The sequence below is a fragment of the Streptomyces roseus genome (genome assembly GCF_001044425.1).
GTDB lineage: Bacteria > Actinomycetota > Actinomycetes > Streptomycetales > Streptomycetaceae > Streptomyces > Streptomyces roseus.
The window spans coordinates 1-19,064 of sequence record NZ_LFML01000052.1 but is presented as its reverse complement, the minus strand read 5'-3'; the positions used below and the strand labels follow the sequence as shown (position 1 = coordinate 19,064).

Below are 19,064 nucleotides of genomic sequence, written 5' to 3'. Positions count from 1 at the left end.
GCATCTCTTCCATGGGAGTCACCACCGTGACCGAAATGACCGACGGCGTCCTGCACACCCTGTTCCGTTCGGAACAGGGCGGCCACGAGCAAGTCGTGCTGTGCCAGGACCGAGCCTCCGGCCTGAAAGCCGTCATCGCGATCCACTCCACCGCTCTGGGCCCGGCCCTCGGCGGTACGCGCTTCCACGCGTACGCCTCCGACGAGGAGGCCGTCCTCGACGCGCTGAACCTCTCGCGCGGCATGTCCTACAAGAACGCCCTCGCCGGTCTCGACCTCGGCGGCGGCAAGGCCGTCATCATCGGCGACCCCGACGTCCTGAAGTCCGAGGAACTGCTGCTGGCCTACGGCCGGTTCGTGGAGTCGCTCGGCGGCCGCTACGTGACGGCCTGCGACGTCGGCACCTACGTGGCGGACATGGACGTCGTGGCCCGCGAGACCCGCTGGGCGACCGGCCGCTCCCCCGAGAACGGCGGCGCCGGCGACTCCTCGGTCCTCACCGCCTTCGGCGTCTTCCAGGGCATGCGGGCCAGCGCCCAGCACCTGTGGGGCGACCCGACGCTGCGCGGCCGCAAGGTCGCCGTGGCCGGCGTCGGCAAGGTCGGCCACTACCTCGTCGAGCACCTCCTGGAGGACGGCGCCGAGGTCGTGATCACGGACGTGCGCGAGGAGTCGCTGCGCCGGGTCCTCGACAAGCACCCGCAGGTCACCGCGGTGGCGGACACCGACGCGCTGATCCGCACCGAGGGCCTGGACATCTACGCCCCCTGCGCGCTCGGCGGTGCGCTGAACGACGAGTCGGTACCGGCCCTGACGGCCAAGGTCGTGTGCGGCGCCGCGAACAACCAGCTCGCCCACCCGGGCGTGGAGAAGGACCTCGCGGACCGCGGGATCCTCTACGCGCCCGACTACGTGGTGAACGCGGGCGGGGTCATTCAGGTCGCGGACGAGCTCCGGGGCTTCGACTTCGACCGGTGCAAGGCGAAGGCCACGAAGATCTTCGACACCACGCTGGAAATCTTCGCTCGTGCGAAGGCGGACGGTATTCCGCCGGCCGCCGCCGCCGACCGGATCGCCGAGCAGCGCATGGCGGACGCCCGCGCCGCGAAGGCCGCGAAGGGCTCCGCCCCGGCCCTGTAGGACGCCTGGCGTGCGCCCGCCGGGGTTGCGGCGAGACGGAACTCACTGCACTTCGGCGGGTCGCTCGCCAGGAACGGGTTAAAATCGCAGCTGACCAGCGAGGACGGGGCGCCTCATTGGTCCTGCACCGGGGCACGTCATGCGGGCGGCGTACCGTATGGCCGCGGAAGCAGGTACCGTTAAACCCCTACGGACGGTCTCTCCACGGAGAGCCCGCTCCGAACCATGAACGCGTGTCAGACTCTGGGGCCGTCGAGCCCCGTCACCGAGGGGGTCGAGCCATGGGGCGCGGCCGGGCCAAGGCCAAGCAGACAAAGGTCGCCCGCCAGCTGAAGTACAACAGCGGCGGGACTGACCTCTCGCGTCTGGCCAATGAGCTGGGCGCATCGCCGACGGATCCGCTGCTGCCTGTCAGCGAGCCGGTCGAAGTCGATGACGATCTGGATGACGACGACGACCCGTACGCCAAGTACGCGGAGCTGTACAACAGCGATGACGACGACGAGGACGAAGAGTCCGGTCCGTCGGCACAGCGTCGCGGCGCTTGACGCTTTTTCGCGTCTGCACGAGAGCAACAAACACTGAAACCCGGTCCGGGGCCTCACCCCGGACCGGGTTTCAGTGTTGCCCCGGCGGCCTCAGCCGGCGTAGGAGCCGGTCAGGGTCGCGCCCTCGGTGCGGTCGCCGCGGTCCAGGATCTCTCCCGCGACCCAGGCGTCCACGCCCCGGTCGGCCAGCGCGGTCAGCGCCACCTCCACCGACTCCTGCGGGACCACGGCCATCATGCCGACGCCCATGTTCAGGGTCTTCTCCAGCTCCAGCTGCTCCACCTGACCGGCCTTGCCGACCAGGTCGAAGATCGCGCCGGGCGCCCAGGTCGAACGGTCGACCGTGGCGTGCAGGTGGTCCGGGATCACGCGGGCCAGGTTGGCGGCGAGCCCGCCGCCGGTGATGTGCGAGTAGGCGTGCACTTCGGCCGTACGGGTGAGAGCCATGCAGTCCAGCGAGTAGATCTTGGTGGGCTCCAGCAGCTCCTCGCCGAGGGTCCGGCCGAGCTCTTCCACGTGCTGGTCGAGCGACATGCCCGCGCGGTCGAAGAGGACGTGCCGGACGAGCGAGTACCCGTTCGAGTGAAGGCCGGACGACGCCATCGCGATGACGGCGTCACCCGTACGGATGCGATCCGCGCCGAGCAGGCGGTCGTACTCGACGACACCGGTGCCGGCGCCCGCCACGTCGAAGTCGTCCGGGCCCAGCAGACCCGGGTGCTCGGCGGTCTCGCCGCCCACCAGGGCGCAGCCGGCGAGGACGCAGCCCTCGGCGATGCCCTTGACGATCGCCGCGACACGCTCGGGGTGGACCTTGCCCACGCAGATGTAGTCCGTCATGAAGAGCGGCTCGGCGCCGCAGACGACGATGTCGTCCATGACCATCGCGACGAGGTCGTGGCCGATGGTGTCGTACACGCCCAGCTGGCGGGCGATGTCCACCTTCGTGCCCACGCCGTCGGTCGCGGAGGCCAGCAGCGGGCGCTCGTAGCGCTTGAGGGCGGAGGCGTCGAAGAGGCCGGCGAATCCGCCGAGGCCGCCGAGGACCTCGGGGCGCTGCGTCTTCTTCACCCACTCCTTCATCAGTTCGACCGCGCGGTCTCCGGCTTCGATGTCCACGCCCGCGGCTGCGTAGCTGGCACCGGTGGTCTTCTCTGTCATGACAGGGAGAGCTTTCGTGTCGTTACTGCGGGTGGTGCCGGGCCCTGGGAGAAGCACTCGTAAAGGCAGGGCCCGGCGCAGGTGGAGCCGGGGTCGCGGGTCGCGGCGCTACGGGCGCCGGAGCGCGTCGGCGGCGTCGGTGCCGCCGGCCAGCTCGCTCTCCAGGAGCTGCTTGCCCAGGAGCTGCGGGTCGGGCAGCTCCATGGGGTACTCGCCGTCGAAGCAGGCACGGCAGAGGTTGGGCTTCTGGATGGTCGTCGCCTCGATCATCGAGTCGAGCGAGATGTACGAGAGGGAGTCCGCGCCGAGGGACGTGGCGATCTCGTCGACCGTCATGCCGTTGGCGATCAGCTCGGCCCGGGTGGCGAAGTCGATGCCGAAGAAGCACGGCCACTTCACCGGCGGCGAGGAGATCCGGATGTGGACCTCGGCCGCGCCGGCCTCGCGGAGCATCTTGACCAGGGCGCGCTGGGTGTTGCCGCGGACGATCGAGTCGTCGACGACCACCAGGCGCTTGCCCCGGATGACTTCCTTGAGGGGGTTGAGCTTGAGGCGGATGCCCAGCTGGCGGATCGTCTGCGAGGGCTGGATGAAGGTCCGGCCCACGTAGGCGTTCTTGACCAGGCCGGAGCCGTACGGGATCCCGCTGGCCTCGGCGTAGCCGACGGCGGCGGGCGTGCCGGATTCCGGCGTCGCTATCACCAGGTCGGCGTCGACGGGGGCTTCCTTGGCCAGGCGCCGGCCCATCTCGACACGCGAGAGGTAGACGTTCCGGCCGGCGATGTCGGTGTCCGGGCGCGCCAGGTAGACGTACTCGAAGACACAGCCCTTGGGCTTCGCTTCCGCGAATCGAGAGGTGCGCAGCCCGTTCTCGTCGATCGCGATGAGCTCGCCCGGCTCGACCTCGCGGACGAAGCTGGCGCCGCAGATGTCGAGGGCGGCGGTCTCGCTCGCGACCACCCAGCCGCGCTCCAGGCGGCCGAGGACCAGCGGGCGGATGCCCTGCGGGTCACGGGCGGTGTAGAGGGTTCCCTCGTCCATGAACACCAGCGAGAAGGCGCCCTTGACCTTCGGGAGGACCTTGGTGGCCGACTCCTCGATCGTCAGGGGCTTGCCGTCGTCGTCCGTCTGGCCGGCCAGCAGGGCGGTGACCAGGTCGGTGTCGTTGGTGGCCGCCACCTGGGTGGCGCGGCCGTCCTGACGGGGGAGGTCGGCGACCATCTCGGCGAGCTCGGCGGTGTTCACCAGGTTGCCGTTGTGACCCAGGGCAATGGAGCCGTGGGCGGTCGCGCGGAAAGTGGGCTGCGCGTTCTCCCAGACGGAGGCTCCGGTGGTCGAGTAGCGGGCGTGACCGACCGCGATATGACCCTGGAGCGAGCCGAGAGAGGTTTCGTCGAAGACCTGGGAAACGAGGCCCATGTCCTTGAAGACGAGGATCTGGGAACCGTTGCTCACAGCGATTCCCGCGGACTCTTGTCCACGGTGCTGCAACGCATACAGTCCGAAGTAGGTGAGCTTGGCGACCTCTTCACCCGGAGCCCAGACACCGAAGACGCCGCAAGCGTCCTGGGGGCCCTTTTCGCCGGGGAGCAGGTCGTGGTTGAGTCGTCCATCACCACGAGGCACGCTCCCGAGTGTAGGCGAGATCGACCACTGGTCCGAATTGGGGATGGCCGGGAAATGTCACAGCACAGAGGGTGACAGCACGACTCCGTCTCGCTATTCGGAGCCTTTGTTGACATCTACGAAGGTGTTCGTACAGGCTCTCGCCTCATGCAGCCTCTCGGTGACCGTTCCGTCACCCTCGTCGAGCGCCGCCACGTAGACCTGGTCCGTGTCGCGAGCGCCATCTGTCGCTGTTCTGCGTAGCCACAACTCTCCCTCCCCTTTTTCCCTTTCGCTCCGCCGAGCCCCGCCCCGCCGTGCCGCGCGCCGTCCCGCGCCCGCCCGGGGCCGGGCCGCCGAGCCGTGCCTTGGAGTACCTGTGCCTTCGTACAACAGCAAGCTGTCCCGCCGGGCGTTCGGAGGGGCCGTCGGAGCCACCGCCGCGGCCGCCGCGGTGGGGCTCGGAGCCGGTCCGGCCGCCGCCTCCGACACCGCTCGGACCGAGCCCGCCGAGCGTCCGTTCCGTGCCGCCCGCGACCGGCGTTCGCGGCGCCCGAACATCCTCTTCATCCTCGGCGACGACCTGGGCTGGGCCGACCTGTCCTCGTACGGCTCCCCGCACATCAAGACCCCGAACCTGGACCGGCTGGCCCGCCAGGGGGTCCGCTTCACCGACGCCTACTCCGGCTCCGCCACCTGCTCCCCGACCCGGTTCAGCCTCTACACGGGCCGCTATCCGGGGCGTACCGAGGGCGGGCTCGCGGAGCCCATCGCCGACAAGAGCGCCGGCCTGGCGCCCACCCACCCGACGCTGGCCTCGCTGCTGCGCTCCTCCGGCTACGCGACCGCGCTGATCGGCAAGTGGCACTGCGGCTACCTGCCCGACTACAGCCCCACCAAGTCGGGCTGGGACGAGTTCTTCGGGAACTTCGGCGGGGCCCTGGAGTACTACTCCAAGCTGGGCCTGGGCGGGGAGTACGACCTCTACGAGGGCGACGCCGAGTACAAGGACCTGCGCTACTACACGCGGATCCTCACCGAGCGCGCGAGCGAATACGTCTCCCGCGACCACCACGGCAAGCCCTGGCTGCTGAACCTCAACTTCACCACCCCGCACTGGCCCTGGATCGCCGACGGGGACACGACGGAGAGCGCCGAGATCGAGCGGCGGATCAAGGCGGGCGACGCTCGGGCCCTGTGGCACCAGGACGGCGGCTCGATCGAGAAGTACAAGCAGATGGTCGAGGACCTCGACCGCTCGGTCGGCGAGGTCCTGAAGGCCCTGGCGCGCTCGGGCCAGGAGGAGGACACCCTGGTCTTCTTCTCCAGCGACAACGGCGGCGAGCGCTTCTCCCACAACTGGCCGCTCTCCGGCAACAAGGCCTCGCTCCAGGAGGGCGGGATCCGGGTGCCGAACATCGTGCGCTGGCCCGCCCGGATCGACGGCGGGCAGGTCAGCCGGGTCCCGGTGTTCACCCCGGACTGGACGGCGACCCTGCTCGAACTGGCCGGGACCCGCCCGGACCCCGCCCACCCGCTGGACGGGGTGAGCCTGGCCGGATACCTGCTGCGCGGCGAGAAGACCGCGGAGCGGGACCTGTTCTGGCGGGTGCGCGGGGAGCGGGCCCTGCGCCGCGGGAACTGGAAGTACTACCGCGGCAAGGGGGGCAGGGACCAGCTGTTCGACCTGGCCGGGGACATCCGCGAGCAGGCCGACAAGGCGGCTCTGGAGCCGGCCCGGCTGGCGCAGCTGCGTGCGGCCTGGGAGAAGGTGGACGCGGGGCTCCTCCCGTACCCGGGCTGACGGGAACCGGCGCCGGCCCGGGTCATTCCGCGGCCGAACCGGCCGTCGCGGTCAGGCCCGTACCGTCCGGGGCGGTGAGGGTGAGGCTCCCGCCCCTGACGCTCCAGGTGAGGGGGGAGGCGGCGAAAAGCCCGGTCAGCTTCCGTTCGAGCTCGCCGACCGGTCCCTCGCAGGCCATCCGGGTGCTGGTCAACGGACCGAAGGAGAGCGTGTGCCCGTCGACGGCGGCCTTGGCGCTGAACCGGTTGCAGCCGAGGCTGCCGCTCGCGGAGCCGTCGGCGGCGATCGTGAAGACCGCCTTGCCGGCCGCCCCGGCCGGTACGGAGGCCGCGCCCTGCCCGCCGGCCAGGGAGGTCACGGTCCACGCGGTGGTGGTGAGCGGGGCGTCCGGGGCGGGGGGTTCCGCGCTCAACACGATGGTGCTCCCGTCGGCGGTCTTCAGGGTGAGCGCGTTCGCCTGCCGGTCGACCGTCAGGCGGCCGGTGAACAGCTTCGCGAAGGCCGTCTCGAACTCCGTGTTCTCGCAGGCCATCGCGGTGGTGGAGCCGGGTTTCACGGTGATGGCGCCCGGGGACTCGTACGCGACCTGCGCGGTGAACCCGTTGCAGCCGTAGTTGCCGGTGGCCTGCTCGGACGCGGACGGCGGGAGGTGGACCTGGGCGACGGGCGGCGCCGTGAGGGTCTTCCCGCCCGTGGTCAGGCTCTGGACGAACCAGGTCCCGGCCGAGCCGTGGCCGGGGAGGGTGCCGCGCGGACCGCCGTCGGCGCAGGCGGTGGCGGCGGCCAGGGTCAGGAGGGCGACGAGGGCGGCGGGGAGGTGCCGTGGCGTACGCATGCCCCTGGGACGGATCCGGCCCGCGGGCGGTTCCCCTCGGCTCATGACGGGGGGGGCCGGGGGCGGTTCCCCTCGGTTCATGACGGGTCGGTTCTGCTCAGCTCATGACGGGGAGCAGCGCCGACAGGTCCGCCCGCTCGCCACTGGCCCTGACCCGCGCGTCCGCCACGGCCGAGGCCCAGTCCGTACGGCCGGTGGCCAGCCGGATCCAGGTCAGCGGGTCCGTCTCCACCACGTTCGGCGGGGTGCCGCGGGTGTGCCGGGGCCCCTCGATGCACTGGACCACCGCGAACGGCGGGATCCGTACCTCCACCGAGCCGCCCGGGGCCTTCAGGGCGAGGGCGTCCGCGAGCAGCCGGGTGCAGGCCGCCAGGGCCTGGCGCTCGATCGGGACGTCCAGGCCCGCCGCCCGGTTGAGGTCGTCCGTGTGCACCACGAGTTCCACGGTCCGGGTGACCAGGAAGTCCGCCAGGGTCATGTTCCCGACCCACAGGTCCAGCACCCGGCTGGCCGCGTTCGCGGCCAGCTCCTCACCCATGCGGGTGCCGGCGCGCTCGTACAGCTCGGACAGCGGGGCGCCCCCCAGGGTCTCCTTGGCCGCCTCGGCGATCTTCCCGGCCAGGGACGCCGTGGCGAAGGGCCATTCGACGGCGGTCAGTTCCGGCACGGCGGCCGGGGGCCGGGCCAGTCCGGCGGCCAGCGAGTCCGCGATCCACGCGATGTGGGCGGCGAGTTCGGCGACGCTCCACGCGCCGACCCCGCTGGGCCGCGCGAGCTGCTCGTCGCCCAATTCCCCCACGGCGGCGGCTACATGACCGAACTGCGCGATGACGGCCGCTCGGATCTTCGCGGCGTCGTAGGTACGCGCCCTCTTCTTGGCGGGTGGCATGGCCCGACCTTATCCGCCGGGGCCGACAACCGGCCGGGCGCGCAACACCGGACGGCGCCCGGCAACGCCCGAGCCCCCGCCCGCAAGACCAGGAGTCTCCGGACGGGGGCTCGTGAACGAGCGCGTGATCAGGCGAGGAGCGCCGGGATCGTCGCCTCGTGCGCGGTACGCAGCTCCGCGAGCGGGATCGTGAACTCGCCCTGGATCTCGATCTCCTCGCCGTCCACCACGCCGATGCGCGTGGCGGGCAGGCCCCGCGCGCCGCACATGTCGGTGAAGCGGAGCTCCTCGCTGCGCGGGACGGCCACGATGGCCCGGCCCGCCGACTCGGAGAACAGGAAGGTGAACGCGTCCAGGCCCTCGGGGACCACGATCCGCGCACCGTTGCCGCCGCGCAGGCAGGATTCGGTGAGCGCCTGGATCACGCCGCCGTCGGACAGGTCGTGCGCCGCGTCGACCATGCCGTCGCGGGACGCCGAGATCAGGATCTCGCCGAGCAGCTTCTCGCGGCCCAGGTCCACCTTGGGCGGCATGCCGCCGAGGTGGTCGTGGACGACCTGGGACCAGGCCGAGCCGCCGAACTCCTCGGCCGTGTCGCCCAGCAGGTACAGCAGCTGGCCGGCCTCCGCGAACGCCATCGGCGGCGGCGGTTGACGTCGTCGATCACACCGAGGACCGCCACGACCGGGGTCGGGTGGATCGCGATGTCACCGGTCTGGTTGTACAGCGAGACGTTGCCGCCGGTCACCGGGGTGCCCAGCTCCAGGCAGCCGTCCGCGAGACCGCGGGTGGCCTCGGCGAACTGCCACATGACGCCCGGGTCCTCCGGGGACCCGAAGTTGAGGCAGTCGGAGATGGCGAGCGGCTTGGCGCCGGTCGCGGCGACGTTGCGGTACGCCTCCGCCAGCGCGAGCTGGGCGCCCGTGTACGGGTCGAGCTTCGCGAAGCGGCCGTTGCCGTCGGTGGCCATGGCCACGCCGAGGTTGGACTCCTCGTCGATGCGGACCATGCCCGCGTCCTCGGGCTGCGAGAGCACCGTGTTGCCCTGGACGAAGCGGTCGTACTGGTCCGTGACCCAGGACTTCGAGGCCTGGTTCGGGGACGAGACCAGCGCCAGGACCTGCGCGCGCAGCTCCTCGGAGCTCTGCGGCCGGGGCAGCTTGCCCGCGTCGTCGGCCTGGAGGGCGTCCTGCCACTCGGGGCGCGCGTACGGGCGGTGGTACACCGGGCCCTCGTGGGCGACGGTGCCCGGCGGCACGTCCACGATCTGCTCGCCGTGCCAGAAGATCTCCAGGCGCTCGCCGTCGGTCACCTCACCGATGACGGTGGCGATGACGTCCCACTTCTCGCAGATCTCCATGAAGCGGTCCACGTACTGCGGCTCGACGATCGCGCACATGCGCTCCTGCGACTCGCTCATGAGGATTTCCTCGGGCGAGAGCGTCGCGTCGCGCAGCGGGACGGTGTCGAGCTCGACGCGCATGCCGCCGGAGCCGGCGGAGGCCAGCTCGGAGGTGGCGCAGGAGAGCCCGGCGCCGCCGAGGTCCTGGATGCCCGCGACCAGCTTCTCCTTGAAGATCTCCAGGGTGCACTCGATGAGGAGCTTCTCCTGGAAGGGGTCGCCGACCTGGACGGCGGGGCGCTTCTTGGGCTTGCCCGTGCCATCGGCACTGTCAGACGCAGCGTCGAAGGTCTCGGACGCGAGGACCGAGACGCCGCCGATGCCGTCGCCGCCCGTGCGGGCGCCGTAGAGGATGACCTTGTTGCCGGGGCCCGAGGCCTTGGCGAGGTGGATGTCCTCGTGCTTCATCACGCCGATGCAGCCGGCGTTGACCAGCGGGTTGCCCTGGTAGCAGGCGTCGAAGACGACCTCGCCGCCGATGTTCGGCAGGCCCAGGCAGTTGCCGTAGCCGCCGATGCCCGCGACCACGCCCGGCAGGACGCGCTTGGTGTCGGGGTGGTCGGCCGCGCCGAAGCGCAGCGGGTCGACGACCGCGACCGGGCGGGCGCCCATGGCGAGGATGTCGCGGACGATGCCGCCGACGCCGGTGGCCGCGCCCTGGTAGGGCTCGATGTACGAGGGGTGGTTGTGCGACTCGACCTTGAAGGTGACCGCGTACCCCTGGCCGACGTCGACGACGCCGGCGTTCTCGCCGATGCCGACGAGCATGGCGTCGTTCTCGGGGACCTTCTCGCCGAACTGCTTCAGGTGGACCTTGCTGCTCTTGTACGAGCAGTGCTCGGACCACATGACCGAGTACATGGCGAGCTCGGCGCCGGTGGGGCGGCGGCCGAGGATCTCCCGGATCCGGGCGTACTCGTCCTCCTTGAGGCCGAGCTCCTTCCAGGGCTGGGAGGCGTCCGGGGTCTCGGTGGCGTTCTTGACGGTGTCGAGGCTCATGCGGAGACCAGCTTCTTCAGGACCGAGGTGAAGAACGGGAGGCCGTCGGTGCGGCCCGTCCCGATCAGCGGCTCGACCGCGTGCTCGGGGTGCGGCATGAGGCCGACCACGTTGCCCGCGGCGTTGGTGATGCCGGCGATGTCGCGCAGCGAACCGTTCGGGTTCACGTCGACGTACCGGAAGGCCACGCGGCCCTCGGCTTCGAGCTCGTCGAGGACGCGCTCGTCGGCGACGTACCGGCCGTCCATGTTCTTGAGCGGTACGGAGATCTCCTGGCCGGCGGCGTAGTCGCCGGTCCACGCGGTCTCCGCGTTCTCCACCCGCAGCTTCTGGTCGCGGCAGATGAAGTGCAGGTGGTTGTTCCGGAGCATCGCCCCCGGCAGCAGGTGGGCCTCGGTGAGGACCTGGAAGCCGTTGCAGATGCCGAGGACGGGCATCCCGGCCTTGGCCTGCTCGATGATGGTCTCCATCACCGGCGAGAACCGGGAGATGGCTCCGGCGCGCAGGTAGTCCCCGTAGGAGAAGCCGCCCGCGAGGACGACCGCGTCGACCTGGTGCAGGTCCTTGTCGCGGTGCCACAGCGAGACGGGCTCGGCTCCCGCGAGGCGCACGGCGCGCAGCGAGTCACGGTCGTCGAGCGTTCCGGGGAACGTGACGACTCCGATGCGAGTGGTCACCCTCAGGCCTCGACCTTCACGGTGAAGTCTTCGATGACGGTGTTGGCGAGGAACGTTTCGGCCATCTTGTGGATGCGGTCGAGGGCGGCCTGGTCGACCGGTCCCTCCACTTCCAGCTCGAAGCGCTTCCCCTGGCGGACGTCGGCGATGCCCTCGAAGCCCAGGCGCGGTAGTGCACGCTGCACCGCCTGGCCCTGGGGGTCGAGGATCTCCGGCTTGAGCATGACGTCGACTACGACGCGTGCCACTGGCACTCCCGATGAGGTGGTTGGTGCAAAGGCGGTTCCATCAGCGTACCCGGCCGAAATTTCTACGCGGGTAGATATCCTCCGGGGACAACCGGCGCCCCGTTTCGCTTCACCAACGCTTCGCAAAATCCACCGGAAAACCACGCACCCGGCATTGCGGCGGGACACGCGGAGACAATTAACTGGGCTTCGCAATGCAATGGGAATCGCGGTACAAAGGATTCCACCGGAAGAGCGGCATTTTTCACCGCACGATCCGGGGCGGAATCATGCATTGCTCCGAAACATCCACACAGGCGACATCACCGCACGTCCCACGGGTGGGCGGCGTCGCGCGAAGGGACCGATATCCGTGGCGCAGCGCGTAGTAGTCACGATCTCCGACGACATCGACGGCGGGGAAGCGGCGGAGACGGTCACGTTCGGCCTGGACGGTAAGTCGTACGAGATCGACCTCAATCTGGCCAACGCAAAGAAACTGCGGAAGAGCCTCGCGCCCTTCGTGGCCGCCGGACGCCGGCAGGCGCGTTCCGGGAAGACGTACAAGCACACCTCCCTGGCCCCCGACCCGGCGGTCGTCCGCGCCTGGGCCCGGTCCAACGACCTCGACGTGCCGCCGCGCGGCCGCATCCCCAAGCGCGTGTACGCGGCGTACAACGAGGCCCACTGAGGTCTGCGCGGTCTCTGCGGGGCGGCCGGGCCGGGGGCCTGCGGGGCCCGGCCCGGCGCCGACGGAGGTCCGCTAACGGGGCCCGGCGGGAGCCGATTTGCCATCCACCCCCTCCGGTCCGCTAGTGTGTGGATCACGCCGAGGGGCGAGGCCGCAGGTCAAAGCCCCGAAGGTCGTGCGGGTGTAGTTCAGTAGCAGAACATCCCCCTTCCAGGGGGAAGGCGCAGTGTGCGATCCCTGTCACCCGCTCTGCAACGCTTTACCGACCACTCCGGTGGATCGGGTAGAGTGATGCACGCATCGCGACGGCATTCATGCCGGAGCAAGCATGCGGACGTAGCTCAGTTGGTAGAGCACCACCTTGCCAAGGTGGATGTCGCGCGTTCGAGTCGCGTCGTCCGCTCAGCGTGCAAAGGCCCTGATCATTGATCAGGGCCTTTGTCGTATGTGTTCAACCATCGGGGGGCCGGGGGCATGTCGAAACTGACGGGGTGGTGGAAGAACCGCAGCAGTGCGGCGAAGGTCGAGCTCTACACCCGCTGGTCGTTCCACTTCTTCGTGCTCCTCGAATCCTGCGCGGTGTTCTTCGGCCTCGTCCCCCAGGGCCCCGATCTCGTCACCGGCGCCCTGCTCCTGCCCCTGTGCGCACAGATCGCGCTGTGCGGAGTCGTGTCCTCCAAGGCGCTGGACTGGGTGCTCGGCCGGCGCGAGCGCCCCGTACGGCTCGCGGCGGCCCTCCTCGCGCTGACCGCCGTCCTGTCGGTCGCCGTCCTGGTCCTGCGCTCGTTCGGCGCCGTCTCCCACGCGGGCGTCGCCCCCACCCTCGCGGTCAACACGGTCGCGTTCGCCGCCGGTTCCCTGACGCTGGTCCTGACCCGGGTGCGGCACATGCTGTGCGTGGCCCCGGCCGCGGGGGCCGCTGCGGCGGCCGTGGCGCTGGCGGTGGGCCACCCCGCCGGGGAGGCGGCCGGCTACGGGGTCGGCGTCCTCCTCACCTGCGGCCTGCTGGTCCTGGCCTGCGGATTCTCCGCCTGGCTGCTGAAGACGGTGTACGAGCTGGACCGGGCCAGGGAACTCCAGGCCCAGCTCGCCGTGGCCGAGGAGCGGCTGCGCTTCGGGCGGGACCTGCACGACGTGATGGGCCGCAACCTGGCGGTGATCGCGCTCAAGAGCGAGCTGGCCGTCCAGCTGGCCCGGCGCGAACGCCCGGAGGCCGTGGACCAGATGATCGAGGTCCAGCGGATCGCCCGCGAGTCGCAGCGCGAGGTGCGGGACGTCGTACGCGGCTACCGGGAGGCGGATCTCACCGTGGAACTGGAGGGCGCCCGCGGGGTGCTCAGCGCGGCCGGGATGGACTGCCGCGTCGAGGTGCGGGCCGGCCGGGCGCTGCGGCCCGAAGTGCAGTCGGCGCTGGGCTGGGTGGTCCGGGAGGCGACCACCAACGTGCTGCGGCACGGGGACGCCCGCAGCTGTGTGATCAGCCTCACGGCGCCCGAGTCGGGCGCGCTGACCCTGGTGGTGGAGAACGACGGGGCCCCCGAGGTGCTGGCCGGACCGCCGGGCTCGGGCCTCGCGGGCCTGCGGGAGCGGCTCGCGGCCCTGGACGGCGCCTTGGAGGCCGGCCCGGTCGGTGACGGCCGGTTCCGGCTGACGGCCCGGATCCCGGGCGGGCAAGGGCGAGGACCGGAGGCACGGGCATGACCCCCGTACGCGTACTGCTGGCCGACGACGAGCACCTGATCCGCGGCGCGCTCGCCGCACTGCTGGCCCTGGAGGACGATCTGCTCGTCGTCGCGGAGGCGGCCTCGGGACCGGAGGCCCTCGCGATGGCGCGCGCCCACCGGCCGGACGTGGCGGTGCTGGACCTGCAGATGCCGGGGGCGGACGGTGTGAGCGTCGCCACAGCGCTGCGGGCCGAACTCCCCGGCTGCCAGACCATGATCGTGACGAGCCACGGGCGTCCCGGGCACCTGAAGCGGGCCCTGGCCGCGGGGGTGCGGGCCTTCGCGCCGAAGACGGTGTCGGCGCAGCGGCTGGCCGAGCTGATCCGCACCGTGCACGCCGGAGGGCGTTATGTGGACCCGGAGTTGGCGGCCGACGCGATCAGCGCGGGGGACTCCCCGCTGACCGCGCGCGAGGCCGAGGTGCTGGAACTCGCGGGGGACGGGGCGCCGATCGCGGAGATCGCCGAGCGGGCCTCGCTTTCGCCGGGGACGGTACGGAACTACCTGTCCTCGGCGGCGAACAAGCTGGGCGCAGAGAACCGTCACACGGCAGTGCGTCTCGCACGCGAGCGAGGTTGGGTATAGTGGTTCTCGCGCTACGGCGCACCTGCGGACATAGCTCAGTTGGTAGAGCACCACCTTGCCAAGGTGGATGTCGCGCGTTCGAGTCGCGTTGTCCGCTCCATCGAAGAAGCCCCCGGTCCTGTGACCGGGGGCTTCTTCGTGTCCCGGGCCGCGTCCGGGGCGGGACCAGGGGCCCGGGTGGGACCGCCGCGGCCCGGGCCGCCGTTTCCGGGGACGCCGTTTCCGGGGACGCCGTTTGCCGCCGTGTCCCGGGCCCGCGGGTCGGGGCCCGGGACGACGGCGTCAGGTCCAGGCGAGGCCGGTGAGCCGCTCGTACGCCTCGATGTACTTGGCGCTGGTCTGCTCGACGACCTCCTGCGGAAGGGCCGGCGGCGGGAGTTCGCCCCTGCGGTCCCAGCCGGAGGCGGGGGAGGTGAGCCAGTCGCGGACGAACTGCTTGTCGTAGGAGGGCTGGGCGCGGCCCGGCTCCCACTGGTCGGCCGGCCAGAAGCGGGAGGAGTCCGGGGTCAGCACCTCGTCGCCGGCGACGAGCGTGCCGTCCCCGTCGAAGCCGAACTCGAACTTGGTGTCCGCCAGGATGATCCCGCGCTCGCGGGCGATGTCCCGGGCCCGGCCGTACACGGCCAGGGTGGTCTGGCGCAGCAGCGCCGCCGTCTCGGCGCCGGTGGTGCGCGCCACCTCCTCGTACGAGACGTTCTCGTCGTGCTCGCCGACGGCGGCCTTGGCGGCCGGGGTGAAGATCGGGGCGGGCAGCTCGGAGCCGTCCACGAGCCCCTCGGGGAGGGCGAGCCCGCAGACCGTACGGGTCTTCTCGTACTCGGCGAGGCCGGAGCCGGTGAGGTAGCCGCGGGCCACGCACTCGACCGGGACCATGTCGAGGCTCTTGCAGACCAGCGTGCGGCCGGCCCAGTCGGCGGGCGCGCCCGCAGGCAGGTCCGTGCCGATCACGTGGTTCGGGACGAGGTCCCGCAGCTGGTCGAACCACCAGAGGGAGAGCTGGGTCAGGACGCGGCCCTTGTCCGGGATCTCGGTGGGGAGCACCCAGTCGTAGGCGGACATGCGGTCGCTGGCGACCATGACGAGGTTGCCGTCGCCGTCGCTGTAGAGGTCGCGCACCTTGCCGGTGTGGAGGTGGACGAGGCCGGGCACCTGAACCGGCTCGGGCTTTTCGACGAATCCGGACACGGGGTCTCCCTGTGGTTCTGTACGAGCGCAGCCCCATTCTCCCGCACGGGGGCCCGTGCCCGGCCACAGGGGTGCCCGGCCGCTCCCGCGTCGGGCCCCCGTCCGGCCCTGCGGTAACGGGCCCGGCCGTGACGGGCCCGGCCGTGACGGGCCCGGCCCGGTCGAGCCCTGCCCTGCCCCGGTCCCCGGCTCAGTCCCGCTTGCAGATCCGGTCGAGGAGGTTCGAGGTGGCCCGCTGGACCCGCTCGTCGATGTGGCCGGGGCGGTCCAGTGCGGGGGACCAGGCGAAGGTGCCCGACGCGAAGACCAGCGCACCGCTCGGGGCCCGGTACAGGGAGGTCTCCTGGTGGCGCTTGGCGCCCTCGCCGTCCCGGTACGGGGAGTGCGCGAGCAGGATCCGGTCCTGGTGCTCGGGGAGCTGGGTGCGCGGGAAGTACCGGTCGGCCTCGCCGGCGACCAGGCCGGGGAGCTCGTCGTTCTCGGCGGCGCCGGTGGACTCCCAGAGCCAGTGCGTGGCATTGCGCACGATCAGGGGCGCGGGCTCGGGGACCCGCCCCGCGTACTGGATGCCGAGCAGCTGCTGCTCCGGGCGGTCGACCTCGCGCCAGAGGCTGGGGCGGCCGGGGCCGCGGCGTTTTCGGCAGGTGAGGAGCCGGTCGTCGACCCCGGAGGGGGAGGGGCCCAGCTCGACCTGCCAGTACATGGTGTTGGCGGAGAGGAAGACGAGCGAGGTGCCGTGGTCGCGGGCGCGCTCGACGGTGCGGCGCATGGGAGCCGACCAGTACTCGTCGTGGCCGGGGAAGACCAGGCCGCGGTAGCGGGTGGGGTCGACGCGGCCCGCGTGCAGATCGCGGGTGTCGGCGTAGGCGATGTCGTAGCCGTAGCGCTCGGCCCAGCGGACGAAGTCGTAGGCGTGGCCCACGTGCAGGGGCAGCCCGGCGCCGGCGTAGGGCCGGTCGAAGGAGACCGTGGTGGCCGCGTCCCGCTCGCCGAGCAGCCGGCCCTCCTCGTCCCAGGCGTGGTAGAGGCTCGCGCCGGTCCGGCCGTCCTCGGGGTAGAGGTTGTAGGCCTGCCAGGTGATGTCGGGCAGCAGGAGGAGGAGATCGGCGGGGTGGTCGTCGCGGACGGTGAAGGGGATGTGCGACCGGTACCCGTCGGCGGTGGTGAGGACGGCGACGTACGCGCCGACGCTCCAGTAGGAGGGGACCTGGAGCCGCCAGGAGAGCCACCAGTGGTGGCAGGAGACGGTGCGGTCGGCGGTCAGCGGGGCCGGCTGGACGATGCCCGAGAGCCGGGGGCTGGTGGTGATCTTGGAGGCGCCGTCGCCGCCGTAGTGGCCGATGCGGTAGACGTCGACGGAGAACTGCTGGGGCGGGTCCACGGTGATGTGGAAGTCGATGGCCTCGCCGGGGGCGACGGCTCCGGTGGAGGCGAAGCCCTTGATCTGCCGGTGCACGTCGTCGGCGGTGCGCGGGCCGCCGTTGCCGCGGGCGCGGGGGATCCGGCCGGGGGCGAGCTCGGGGTCGGCGAGCGCCGGGTCCACGTACCAGGGCACGACGTGGCCGGTGTCGTCGAAGTAGAGCTCGCTGCCCCGGAACCACGGCAGCGGGCCCTGGCCGAAGGGGTCGTTCACCGCGTGCGCGAGCGCACCTGATTCCCACCGCCGGATCTGGTCCGCACCACTCATGTCGCTCCCCTCCCTCACTCCCCCGAACGGACTCTGAACACGCCGTCACGGCTCGGTTTCCGGACATCGAACCGCTACCGGTCCCAGCACATCACATAACGCACTCATTCCGTCACCGTTCGCCACATCCGGAGTCGTGGAGTGCCGCGTCCGCCCGGCCCGGGTCGGCCGGGATTGGGGGGCGTGCCGCCGCGGGCGGAACGGTCAGACCAGCCGGACCGGCTTCTCCGGGCGTACGCCGATCTCGGCGAGCCAGTCGCGCAGGGGCTCCGGGTCCCCGTCCTCCACCAGGCTCAGCACCCGGGGGGCGAGGTCCGCGCGCCGTACGCCGTCGACCAGGAGGACCGGGCCGTCGAGCCAGTCCAGCCCCGGCGCGGCGTCGGCCGAGTCGACGGCGGCGGCGCACACCATAGCCGTCACGTGGTCGGCGAGGAGGTCCCGCCCGCTGCGGGGCGGCTGGAGGGGGAACAGCGGCACCGCGTCCGCCCCGCGCGCCACCGGGGCGCCCGCACCGCTCCCGGCCGCACCCGTGCAGCGCTCTTCCCGGGCCAGGTCGCCACTGAGCCGGCCGGCCAGCGCCTCGCCGGCCGCGCCCTCTCCGGCGGCGTCCGTGAGATAGCCCAGTACCCGGTCCAGCGTCGGGCCCGGGCCGGGGGGCACGGCGAGGGCGTCCAGCGCCTCGTGCAGCCGGGTCGCCTCCGCACGCCATTTGCGGTCGACGACCTCCTCCGGATAGGCGGCCCACTCCACCGGCGACCAGTCCGGTCCGGCCTTGGCCGGACCGCCGTGGAACAGCCGGGCGGCCAGCAGCGAAGCCGCTTCGTCGATCACCCCGGGCCGCTCCAGCAGGTCACAGGCGGGCCGCTCGCCGAGCCGGGAGGTGTAGCCCTCGGCCAGCCGGTCCCGCCGGGACAGCTCGGTCAGCGCGGAGACCACCCCGGCGTCGAGGTGCGCCGGCCAGCGGCCCATCCGCCAGGCGGGCAGGGCGACCCTGGTCAGCAGCCGGTCCCAGCCCGCGTAGGCGAGGCCGACCTGCTCCTGGGCGACGATGCGCAGCCCGTAGTCCACACCCTGTGCGCGGTCCGAGGCCGCGGCCGCGACCCCGCGCTCCATCTCGGCCGCGTCCACCTGGCACAACCTCAGCAGCAGCCGGGCCGGGCGCCCGATCCAGCCGAGGCCGGGCCGGCTGCCCACGTCCACCGCGGCGTCGAGCCCGCGCACGAAGTTCCGGGCGTCGGCTATGTCCGGATGCGCGGAGGGACCCGTACCGGCGACGACCGGCGCCAGGACCGCCCGCAGTTCGGCGACCCGCATCCACCACAGGAACGGCGAGCCGATCACCAGCACGGGGGCCGCGCCCGGCTCCACCTCGCGCCCGCCCGATATGCCGGCGCGCCGGTGGGCCGCATGCGTACGGTCCTCCAGCCAGCTGTCGCAGTCCGGCGTCAGGGCTATCGCCGAGGGCGCAGGCACGTCCATCCGGTCGGCCAGATCCCGCACCATCCGGTACAGGTCGGGCGCGGCGGACTCCGGCAGCGGCACCGTCGGCGTCACGGCCGGGCTCGCCCGCAGCACCACCGCGGCGAACACCCCGCCGACGAGCAGCACCAGGGCGGCGACCACGCACACGGCGACCGTCACCGCGGGCCAGGGGTCACCGGCCAGCCGGCCCGTCAGCCGGGCACTCACCAGCACCACCGCGAGGGCGGCGGGCAGCACCCCGAGGGCCAGCGCCCGGCTGCGCACCCGCAGCACGGCCAGGGCCCGGGAACGCGCGGACGGCGCGCCCCCTTCCACGATCGAACCCGTTCCGGACACGGCCGGACCTCACCCCCTCTGCCCTGCGGCGGTTTTGCTCACTCCCCCACTGTGACACCCCCCACTGACATCGCAATGCCGGTGGGCC

Annotated in this window: 16 protein-coding genes, 3 tRNA genes and 1 pseudogene; 10 read left to right on the top strand and 10 right to left on the bottom strand. The window is 71.9% G+C overall.

Translation table 11 applies throughout. The features are described 5' to 3' along the window. Positions 1–26: 26 nt before the first annotated feature. Positions 27–1,139: a Leu/Phe/Val dehydrogenase gene (locus tag ACS04_RS13810; protein WP_048476884.1), complete on the top strand. Its 1,113-nt coding sequence runs from the start codon at positions 27–29 to the stop codon at positions 1,137–1,139. Between the two features lie 281 nt (positions 1,140–1,420). Next, on the top strand, positions 1,421–1,687 hold the full coding sequence (locus ACS04_RS13805; protein WP_048476883.1) for a DUF3073 domain-containing protein: 267 nt from the start codon (positions 1,421–1,423) through the stop codon (positions 1,685–1,687). Between the two features lie 90 nt (positions 1,688–1,777). On the opposite strand, the gene purM is transcribed toward ACS04_RS13805, so the two are convergent. Together purM and purF are read right to left on the bottom strand one after the other, a co-directional pair. Further along, positions 1,778–2,848 carry a phosphoribosylformylglycinamidine cyclo-ligase gene (gene purM / locus ACS04_RS13800; RefSeq protein WP_048476882.1) on the bottom strand — a complete coding sequence of 357 codons (1,071 nt, stop codon included), beginning with the start codon at positions 2,846–2,848 and terminating at the stop codon, positions 1,778–1,780. Between the two features lie 108 nt (positions 2,849–2,956). Next, positions 2,957–4,474 (bottom strand): amidophosphoribosyltransferase, encoded by a 1,518-nt coding sequence (purF, locus tag ACS04_RS13795; protein WP_030160137.1) that lies wholly within the window; start codon positions 4,472–4,474, stop codon positions 2,957–2,959. Positions 4,475–4,621: 147 nt separating this feature from the next. Here purF and ACS04_RS40405 point away from each other — a divergent pair, with 147 nt between their 5' ends. Then, positions 4,622–4,717 (top strand): putative leader peptide, encoded by a 96-nt coding sequence (locus tag ACS04_RS40405; protein WP_350325720.1) that lies wholly within the window; start codon positions 4,622–4,624, stop codon positions 4,715–4,717. 115 nt (positions 4,718–4,832) lie between these two features. Then, positions 4,833–6,257 carry a sulfatase-like hydrolase/transferase gene (locus ACS04_RS13790; protein WP_048476881.1) on the top strand — a complete coding sequence of 475 codons (1,425 nt, stop codon included), beginning with the start codon at positions 4,833–4,835 and terminating at the stop codon, positions 6,255–6,257. Between the two features lie 22 nt (positions 6,258–6,279). Here the strand turns inward: ACS04_RS13790 and ACS04_RS13785 are convergent, their stop codons facing one another. The 5 genes and pseudogenes from ACS04_RS13785 to purS form a co-directional block, all read right to left on the bottom strand. Next, positions 6,280–7,092: an META domain-containing protein gene (locus ACS04_RS13785; RefSeq protein WP_048476880.1), complete on the bottom strand. Its 813-nt coding sequence runs from the start codon at positions 7,090–7,092 to the stop codon at positions 6,280–6,282. 97 nt (positions 7,093–7,189) lie between these two features. Further along, a complete protein-coding gene (locus ACS04_RS13780) occupies positions 7,190–7,981 on the bottom strand; it encodes a maleylpyruvate isomerase family mycothiol-dependent enzyme (protein ID WP_048476879.1) in 792 nt (263 codons plus the stop codon). Between the two features lie 128 nt (positions 7,982–8,109). Next, a pseudogene (gene purL, locus ACS04_RS13775) lies at positions 8,110–10,382 on the bottom strand (phosphoribosylformylglycinamidine synthase subunit PurL). Beyond that, entirely contained in the window at positions 10,379–11,059 is a 681-nt protein-coding gene (purQ, locus tag ACS04_RS13770) for a phosphoribosylformylglycinamidine synthase subunit PurQ (protein WP_048476878.1), read from the bottom strand. The pseudogene purL and the gene purQ overlap by 4 nt, the downstream one beginning before the upstream one ends. 2 nt (positions 11,060–11,061) lie before the next feature. Further along, positions 11,062–11,313 carry a phosphoribosylformylglycinamidine synthase subunit PurS gene (gene purS, locus ACS04_RS13765; protein WP_008740952.1) on the bottom strand — a complete coding sequence of 84 codons (252 nt, stop codon included), beginning with the start codon at positions 11,311–11,313 and terminating at the stop codon, positions 11,062–11,064. Between the two features lie 346 nt (positions 11,314–11,659). Between purS and ACS04_RS13760 the strand changes: the two genes are divergently transcribed. The 6 genes from ACS04_RS13760 to ACS04_RS13735 all read left to right on the top strand — a co-directional run bounded on the left by ACS04_RS13760 (position 11,660) and on the right by ACS04_RS13735 (position 14,386). Further along, positions 11,660–11,977, top strand: coding sequence for a histone-like nucleoid-structuring protein Lsr2 (locus ACS04_RS13760; protein ID WP_030292364.1), 318 nt, complete (start codon positions 11,660–11,662; stop codon positions 11,975–11,977). 177 nt (positions 11,978–12,154) lie between these two features. Continuing rightward, positions 12,155–12,226, top strand: a tRNA-Gly gene (locus ACS04_RS13755). A gap of 81 nt (positions 12,227–12,307) precedes the next feature. Then, positions 12,308–12,380 (top strand) — tRNA-Gly (locus ACS04_RS13750). 71 nt (positions 12,381–12,451) lie between these two features. Then, positions 12,452–13,678 (top strand): sensor histidine kinase, encoded by a 1,227-nt coding sequence (locus ACS04_RS13745; RefSeq protein WP_048476877.1) that lies wholly within the window; start codon positions 12,452–12,454, stop codon positions 13,676–13,678. Beyond that, positions 13,675–14,286, top strand: coding sequence for a response regulator transcription factor (locus ACS04_RS13740; protein ID WP_048476876.1), 612 nt, complete (start codon positions 13,675–13,677; stop codon positions 14,284–14,286). Before ACS04_RS13745 ends, ACS04_RS13740 begins: the two co-directional genes overlap by 4 nt. Positions 14,287–14,310: 24 nt before the next feature. Further along, positions 14,311–14,386 (top strand) — tRNA-Gly (locus ACS04_RS13735). Between the two features lie 182 nt (positions 14,387–14,568). Here ACS04_RS13735 and ACS04_RS13730 read toward each other — a convergent pair. From ACS04_RS13730 to ACS04_RS13720, 3 genes are all read right to left on the bottom strand, one after another. After that, positions 14,569–15,471, bottom strand: coding sequence for a phosphoribosylaminoimidazolesuccinocarboxamide synthase (locus ACS04_RS13730; RefSeq protein WP_048476875.1), 903 nt, complete (start codon positions 15,469–15,471; stop codon positions 14,569–14,571). Positions 15,472–15,661: 190 nt separating this feature from the next. After that, a complete protein-coding gene (locus ACS04_RS13725; RefSeq protein WP_048476874.1) occupies positions 15,662–17,158 on the bottom strand; it encodes a N,N-dimethylformamidase beta subunit family domain-containing protein in 1,497 nt (498 codons plus the stop codon). A gap of 204 nt (positions 17,159–17,362) precedes the next feature. Beyond that, positions 17,363–18,976, bottom strand: coding sequence for a M48 family metalloprotease (locus tag ACS04_RS13720; protein ID WP_048476873.1), 1,614 nt, complete (start codon positions 18,974–18,976; stop codon positions 17,363–17,365). Between the last annotated feature and the right edge of the window lie 88 nt (positions 18,977–19,064).